We start from the raw sequence: 6,888 nt of genomic DNA on the forward strand, positions 1-6,888 counted from the left end.
TCTTTGGCCGGCTCAAGGAGGCGCGGGGCTTTGCCACCCGCTACGAGAAAACGGCCACCTGCTTCTTAGCCAGTGCTCACCTGCTCGCCGCCCTCGATTGGCTCCGATGACTGTCCACACACTCTAGATCGTTGTAGTAGAGCTTACCCGCCTTGTCCTGGTACCAGCTTGCGTGCAGAACGCCCCGAAATATGCCCGCACCCGGCTGGCCCACTGGTTCGCGCAATTCGTAAGCGGCCAGCACGACACCTGCTTTTACCGCAATAGTTGGCTCGTCGTCGATGGCTCGCGGATGTTGCTTGTATTCCCGCACGTGCAGCACCTGAAACGTACCCTCGAACCCAACAATATTGTCGCGGACTTTCGATTTACCCGTGACCAGATAGCGGCCGGGTTGCTGAGCATCGGGGCGCACGGTGAGCAGCTTCACCCGCAGCCGCTGGTAATCGTCACCGATGAAGCCGAACACGGTAGCGGGCTCGGAGCGCAGCCAGATGGGCGCAAATGAGCGGGCCGCGTACTGGCTGCTCAGTTCTGTAGATTTCAGATACCCGCTGGTCAGTGTCTGCCGACGGTACTGTTCGCTTTCCGGCGGCAGTGTAATTGCACCCATCAATACAATGGTGCTGAAGAACTTCTTCATAATAGTGAATACTGTTGGGGAACAGCTAAGTAAATAATGACCAACGTCAGTAACCGCCCAAAGATGAATATTTTCGCGTATTCGGATTAAACCCTCTCCGGCCCGCCGCCTCTAACCCGCCACACACCCGCTCCCTCACCCGCCTGCCTGCGCCCTTTGGAAGACCAGGAGATACTTGCCAAATTCCGTGACCCGGCCTCCCGCAACGTGGCCTTCAACCAGCTCGTGCGCAAGTACCAGAGCAAGGTGTACTGGCACGTGCGCAAAATGGTCCTTAACCACGACGACGCCGACGACATCACCCAGGACGTGTTCATCAAGGTCTGGAACCACCTGGAAAACTTCCGCCAGGATGCCTCCCTCTACACCTGGATCTACCGCATTGCCACCAACGAGTGCCTGAGCCTGCTCAAGAGCAAGCGCCGCAAGTTCCTGCTGCCCCTCACCGACATTACGGCCGAGCTGACCACCAACCTGGAAGCCGATGAAAGCCTGGCCGGCGACGAAATCGAGCTCAAGCTGCAAAAGGCCATCCTGACCCTGCCCGACAAGCAGCGCCTGGTCTTCAACCTGCGCTACTACGACGAAATGCCCTACGAGCAGATGGCCGAAGTAACCGGCACCAGCGTAGGCGCCCTCAAAGCCTCCTACCACCACGCCGCCAAAAAAATCGAAGCCCAGATGAACACTGATTAAATCACTGATTGGCGCTGATTAGTCGTGATTCCGCTGATTTTTCCGACCAAATATCACCTCATTGCCCATCCGGCTCCGTCCATTCCAGAACATAAAGAAATCAGTGAAATCACGATTAATCAGCGCCAATCAGTGATTGATTAAACCCACGTACTTCCTTTGCCTCCAACCGACATGAATACGCCTTTTCGTCTGGATGAACACCGGCGGCGGCCCCAGCCCCCGCTGGCCCCGCCCCCGGACCGCTACTTCGAGCAGCTCCCGATGCGGGTGATGCAGCGCGTGCAGGCCCCCGAAACGGCCGCGCCGGCCTGGGGCTGGCTGGCGGCGCTGGCGGCCCCGCTGCGCACGGCCCTGGCCTCGGCGCTGGTGCTGAGCGGCTTCGCGGCCTCGTTTCTGCTGAGTCCGGCCGGGCCGGCCGCCTCAGGAACCTCGGATGCCCTGGCCCAGGTGCCCCGGCAGGAACTGATGCAATATCTGCTGGCCAGCGACCAGCGCATCAGCCTCACCGATCTGGCCGAGTTGCCCGGCACGGCCCAGAGCACGCCCGCCGAAACCTACCTCCACGCCTCCCCCGATGAGCTCCAGGACCTGCTCGACCTGCAGCCCTCCGACGAGGAAACCTACCTGTAACTTCGCCGCTGACCGCCGCCCCTGCGGGCACGCTGGTCATCACCCTGCTAATCACCACCCCATGCCTCATTTACTTCGTACTTTCTCGCTCCTGTTGCTACTGGCTGTGTTGCCGCTGGCCGGGGCCCACGCCCAGCGCGGCGGTGGCCCCGGCCAGCGCCAGGAGCGCCTGAGCCAGCTCGAAAACGCGCGCATTGCCTACCTGACCGAGAAAATTGCCCTCACCCCGGATCAGGCCCAGAAGTTCTGGCCTCTCTATAATGAGTTCACGGCCAAGCGCCGCGACCTGAACCGCCGCCTCCGCCAGCTCCGCCCCGGTGCCGCCGACGGCCTCTCCGACCAGCAGCTGCGCGACAATATCAACCAGTCGTTTGCCCTGCGCCAGCAGGAAATCACGCTGGAAAAGGACTACTTCGACAAGTTTCAGCGCGTGATTTCCGTGCGGCAGGTGGGCCGGTTGTTTCTGGCCGAGCGCCAGTTCACCCGCGAAGTGCTCCGCCGCGTGGCCGGCCGCCCCGGCCTGAACGCCGCCCCGGCCGACGGGGCCGACGATTAGCCCGCACGATTTTCCTTTTCTTACTCCTGCAAACGGCTGCTTCGGCAGCCGTTTTTGTTTTCTCAAGGCCCCCAAACCTGCCGGCCGCCGTACCTTTGCGGCCCGCAACGGTTACCCTTGCGTACGCTTCGGTTCCAAGAGCCAGCGGCTTCTTCTTTCCTACTGCTTTCGATGCTTACCCCCCGCCAGCTTTTCCTTCGCCATCAGGCCCAGACTTCCGATTTTCCGCTGCTGCTGGAAATTGAGCGGGCCGAGGGCGTGTACATGTACGGCCCCGACGGCCAGCGTTACCTCGACCTCATATCGGGCATCGGGGTGAGCAACGTGGGCCACCGCCACCCGCGGGTGCTGGCCGCCATCCAGGACCAGCTCGACAAGTACCTGCACCTGATGGTGTACGGCGAAGTGGTGCAGGCCCCGCCCGCCCGGCTGGCCCAGGCCCTCACCGCCACCCTGCCCGCCCACCTCGACAATGTATACTTCACCAACTCCGGCACCGAGGCCGTGGAAGGGGCCCTCAAGCTGGCCAAGCGCCACACCGGCCGCACCAAGCTCCTGAGCAGCCTCAACGCCTACCACGGCTCCACCCACGGGGCCCTGAGCATCACCGGCTCCGAGGGCTTCAAGAACGCCTTCCGCCCCCTGCTGCCCGACGTGCACCATTTCCGCCACAATAACTTCGAAGACCTGCTGCTCATCGACGAGCACACGGCTGCCGTGGTCATCGAAACGGTGCAGGGCGAGGCGGGCGTGCGGGTGCCCGCGCCCGGCTACCTGCCAGCCCTGCGCCAGCGCTGCACCGAAGTGGGCGCCCTGCTGATTCTGGACGAAATTCAGTGCGGTTTCGGGCGCACGGGCACGTTCTGGGCCTTCGAGCAGTTCGGCATCGCGCCCGATATTCTGCTCACGGCCAAAGGCATGGGCGGCGGCATGCCCATTGGGGCCTTTATCGCGCCCCGGCACATCATGGCCGGCTTCAAAACCGACCCGATTCTGGGCCACTGCACCACGTTCGGGGGCCACCCGGTATCGTGTGCGGCTTCGCTGGCCACGCTGCAGGTCATTCAGCAGGAAAACCTGCTGGCCGGGGTGGCGGCCAAGGCCGAGCGGTTCCGGCGGCAGCTGGTGCACCCGGCCATCCGGGCGGTGCGCAACTGCGGGCTGCTGATGGCCGTGGAGTTCGACTCGTTCGAGGTGCTCAAGCCCATCATCGACCACGCCCTCTGGCAGGAGCACCTGCTCACCGACTGGTTTCTGTTCTGCGACAACTCCCTGCGCATCGCCCCGCCGCTCACCATCACCGAAACCGAAATCGACGAGGCCTGCGCGGGGCTCTTGAGGTCAATTGAACTGAGTTAAAAATTAAAAGTGAAAAATTAAAAATGCTCGTTGCACTGCCGTTACCGAATCGGATGGCAGTGCAACGAGCATTTTTAATTTTTCACTTTTAATTTTTAACTCAGCTCCCGAGCAGCGTTTGGGTGTCGGCTTTGATCTGGTCCCGGGGTAGGCCGTCCTTTACGCCCTGGGAGATTTTGAGCACCAGCACGCCCACCACATCCTGGCGGAAACCGAGTTTCTGGGCCATATCCACGCAGAAGCGCATTTCGGTATCGTCTACCACACCATCGGCCAGCATCATATCCACGAGGTCGAAAATCTGGTCGAAGCGTTCCGAATCGTTGTCGGGCAGCACCATGTGTACGTTGCTGGCATTGCCCACAATGGAGCGGACCTCGCCCGAGCGCATTCCGTTTTTGCGGCCCACCGCCACAATGAAGTTCATTTCCCGCTCGTCGATGTGCCCGTCGGCTTTGGCCAGGGCGGCCAGGTTCATGATGTGACTCTTTACTTTTCTGGTTTGCTCATTCTCAAAAAAACCAAACATAGGGGCAGGCAATTAGGCAGGTGGGGCGGGGGAACGAACCAAAGGAGGGCCCGGCAGTGGCCCTGACAGCTTCGAAATTCAGTTAAGTTAGACCTTTGAGCGGCAAGTCGCAATAGGGCGGATACGCAAGCGGCCGGAAAACAGCCGGTGCGGTGGCCCTATTTTATCTTTTCCGCCCCCCAACGCTTTACTTTCCCCGCATATTTACCACCTTTGCCCGGCCCGGCCTCGTCGGGTTTTTTTTTGAGTTTACGGAAGAGTTTGACGATGAAACGCATTGCAGTTTTCACCAGTGGGGGCGACGCGCCCGGCATGAACGCCTGCATTCGGGCCGTGGTTCGCACGGCCGTGTATCACGGAATTGAGGTTTACGGCATCATGCGCGGCTACAGCGGCATGATCAAAGGGGAATTCGTGAAGCTCGATTCGGCTTCCGTTTCCAATACCATTCAGAAGGGCGGCACCATTCTTAAATCGGCCCGCAGCCAGAAATTCATGACCCGCGAGGGCCGGCAGCTGGCCTTCGACCAGCTCGTCAACCACGGCATCGACGGGCTGGTGGCCATCGGCGGCAACGGCACGTTCACGGGGGCCATGCTCTTCGAGCAGGAGTTCGGCATCCCGACCGTGGGGGCCCCCGGCACCATCGATAACGACCTCTACGGCACCGATTACACCATTGGCTACGATACGGCCGTGAACACGGCCCTGGAGGCCATCGACAAAATCCGCGACACGGCCGACTCCCACGACCGGTGCTTTTTTGTGGAGGTGATGGGCCGCGACTCGGGCTACATTGCCATTCCCTGCGCCATCGGGGGTGGGGCCGAAATCGTGATGATTCCGGAAACCCAGATGTCGACGGAATCCGTCATCGACGTGCTCAAAACGGGCTGGCAGCGCTCCAAAACGTCGTTTCTGGTGGTAGTAGCCGAGGGCGACGAGGAAGGCAACGCCCACGCCGTGGCCCAGCAGGTGAAGGCCGCCATTCCGGAGCTCGATACCCGCGTGACCATCATCGGCCACATCCAGCGCGGCGGCGCCCCTTCGGCCGCCGACCGTATGCTGGCCTCCCAGATTGGCATTGCCGCCGTGGAGGGCCTCATGAACGGCATGCGCAACGTGATGGCCGGCATCGTGGACCGCAAGCTGGTGTACACGCCCTTCACCGATACCATTCACAAGAAGAAGCTCATCAACCAGAGCTTTATGCGAATGGTGGAAATCCTGAGCGTATAGTTGCAAAGCGCCGCCAGCCGGGTTCTGCTGCTCCCTGCCCTCGCCCTTGCGGCCCGGGCAGGGAGCTTATTTTTGGGGCGGTTTCTAGGCCAGCAGGGCCGGACCGGCAGCTTCGGCTTCGGCGGGCGTGAGCCAGCGGTAGTCCGCGTCGCGGCGGAGCCAGGTGAGCTGGCGCTTGGCGTAGCGGCGGGAGTTGCGCTTGAGCAGGCGCACGGCTTCGGCGTAGTCGTACTGGCCCTCGAAGTAGGCAAACAGCTCCTGATAGCCGACCGTTTGCAGGGCGTTGTGGTGGCGGTACGGGTACAGGGCGCGGGCCTCGGCCTCCAGGCCCTGGGCCAGCATCTGGTCCATGCGCTGGTCGATGCGCTGGTAGAGCTCTTCCCGCTCCCGCGTCAGGGCAACTTTCACCACGCGGAAGGGCCGCGCGCCGGTTTTGGCCCCGTGGAAGGCACTGAACGGCTGCCCGGTGGCCCGGCAGATTTCCAGGGCCCGCACCACGCGCTGGGGATTTTGCCGGTCGATGCGCTGGTAGGTTACCGGGTCGAGGCGGGCCAGTTCCTGCACCAGCGGCTCCAGGCCGGCGGCTTCGAGTTCGACCTGGATCTGCCGGCGCACGGCCGGATCCACGGCCGGCAGCGCATCGAGGCCCTCCGTGACGGCCTGCAGGTACAGGCCCGAGCCGCCCGTCAGGATCACGACCGGGTGGCGCCGGAACAGGTCATCGAGCACCGCCAGGGCATCCTGCTCGAAACGGCCGGCGTTGTACTCCTCGGTAATGCTGTGCGAGTTGATGAAGTGGTGGGGCACGCCCTGCATTTCCTCGGGCGTGGGCTTGGCCGTGCCGATGGTCAGCTCCCGGAAAAACTGTCGGGAGTCGGCCGATACGATTTCCGTGCTCAGCTGCCGGGCCAGCTGCACGCACAGGGCTGTTTTGCCCACCGCCGTCGGGCCAGTAATCACAAGCAGGATGTTCATTTTTTAAGTAAGCAGTAAGAAGTAAGCAGTAAGAATTTTTTCGCGCTCTTGATCAGCAACGCCTTTGTTCTTATTTCTTAATTCGGGCCGGCAAATGAGTTGAAGGCAAACGGGAGGACTGATAAAAAACCAATTCTTAATTCTTAATTCTTAATTCTTAATTCTTAATTCTTAATTCTTAATTCTTAATTCTTAATTCTTAATTCTTAATTCTTAATTCTTAATTCTTAATTCTTAATTCTTAATTCTTAATTCTTA

The 6,888-nt window shown here is 60.9% G+C and carries 8 protein-coding genes; 5 read left to right on the forward strand and 3 right to left on the reverse strand.

Translation table 11 applies throughout. The annotated features are described in order from the left end of the window. Nucleotides 1-76: 76 nt before the first annotated feature. Nucleotides 77-643 carry a hypothetical protein gene (locus tag KLP40_RS20875; protein ID WP_215595781.1) on the reverse strand — a complete coding sequence of 189 codons (567 nt, stop codon included), beginning with the start codon at nucleotides 641-643 and terminating at the stop codon, nucleotides 77-79. Nucleotides 644-799: 156 nt separating this feature from the next. On the opposite strand from KLP40_RS20875, the gene KLP40_RS20880 reads away from it, so the two are divergent. The 4 genes from KLP40_RS20880 to KLP40_RS20895 all read left to right on the forward strand — a co-directional run bounded on the left by KLP40_RS20880 (nucleotide 800) and on the right by KLP40_RS20895 (nucleotide 3,887). Further along, nucleotides 800-1,339, forward strand: a complete 540-nt coding sequence (locus KLP40_RS20880; RefSeq protein WP_215595782.1) for an RNA polymerase sigma factor — start codon at nucleotides 800-802, stop codon at nucleotides 1,337-1,339. 174 nt (nucleotides 1,340-1,513) lie between these two features. Continuing rightward, nucleotides 1,514-1,972 (forward strand): hypothetical protein, encoded by a 459-nt coding sequence (locus tag KLP40_RS20885; protein ID WP_215595783.1) that lies wholly within the window; start codon nucleotides 1,514-1,516, stop codon nucleotides 1,970-1,972. A gap of 61 nt (nucleotides 1,973-2,033) precedes the next feature. Then, the gene (locus KLP40_RS20890) at nucleotides 2,034-2,528 is read left to right on the forward strand and encodes a hypothetical protein (protein WP_215595784.1); all 495 of its coding nucleotides are present in this window, start codon (nucleotides 2,034-2,036) and stop codon (nucleotides 2,526-2,528) included. Between the two features lie 171 nt (nucleotides 2,529-2,699). Beyond that, entirely contained in the window at nucleotides 2,700-3,887 is a 1,188-nt protein-coding gene (locus KLP40_RS20895) for an aspartate aminotransferase family protein (protein ID WP_215595785.1), read from the forward strand. 100 nt (nucleotides 3,888-3,987) lie between these two features. On the opposite strand, the gene KLP40_RS20900 is transcribed toward KLP40_RS20895, so the two are convergent. Then, nucleotides 3,988-4,416 carry a tellurite resistance TerB family protein gene (locus tag KLP40_RS20900; RefSeq protein ID WP_215595786.1) on the reverse strand — a complete coding sequence of 143 codons (429 nt, stop codon included), beginning with the start codon at nucleotides 4,414-4,416 and terminating at the stop codon, nucleotides 3,988-3,990. 267 nt (nucleotides 4,417-4,683) lie between these two features. Between KLP40_RS20900 and pfkA the strand changes: the two genes are divergently transcribed. Continuing rightward, nucleotides 4,684-5,655, forward strand: coding sequence for a 6-phosphofructokinase (gene pfkA / locus KLP40_RS20905; protein WP_215595787.1), 972 nt, complete (start codon nucleotides 4,684-4,686; stop codon nucleotides 5,653-5,655). A gap of 84 nt (nucleotides 5,656-5,739) precedes the next feature. Here the strand turns inward: pfkA and miaA are convergent, their stop codons facing one another. Beyond that, a complete protein-coding gene (gene miaA, locus KLP40_RS20910; protein ID WP_215595788.1) occupies nucleotides 5,740-6,630 on the reverse strand; it encodes a tRNA (adenosine(37)-N6)-dimethylallyltransferase MiaA in 891 nt (296 codons plus the stop codon). Nucleotides 6,631-6,888 lie beyond the last annotated feature (258 nt).

This window comes from Hymenobacter piscis (assembly GCF_018760735.1).
GTDB lineage: Bacteria > Bacteroidota > Bacteroidia > Cytophagales > Hymenobacteraceae > Hymenobacter > Hymenobacter piscis.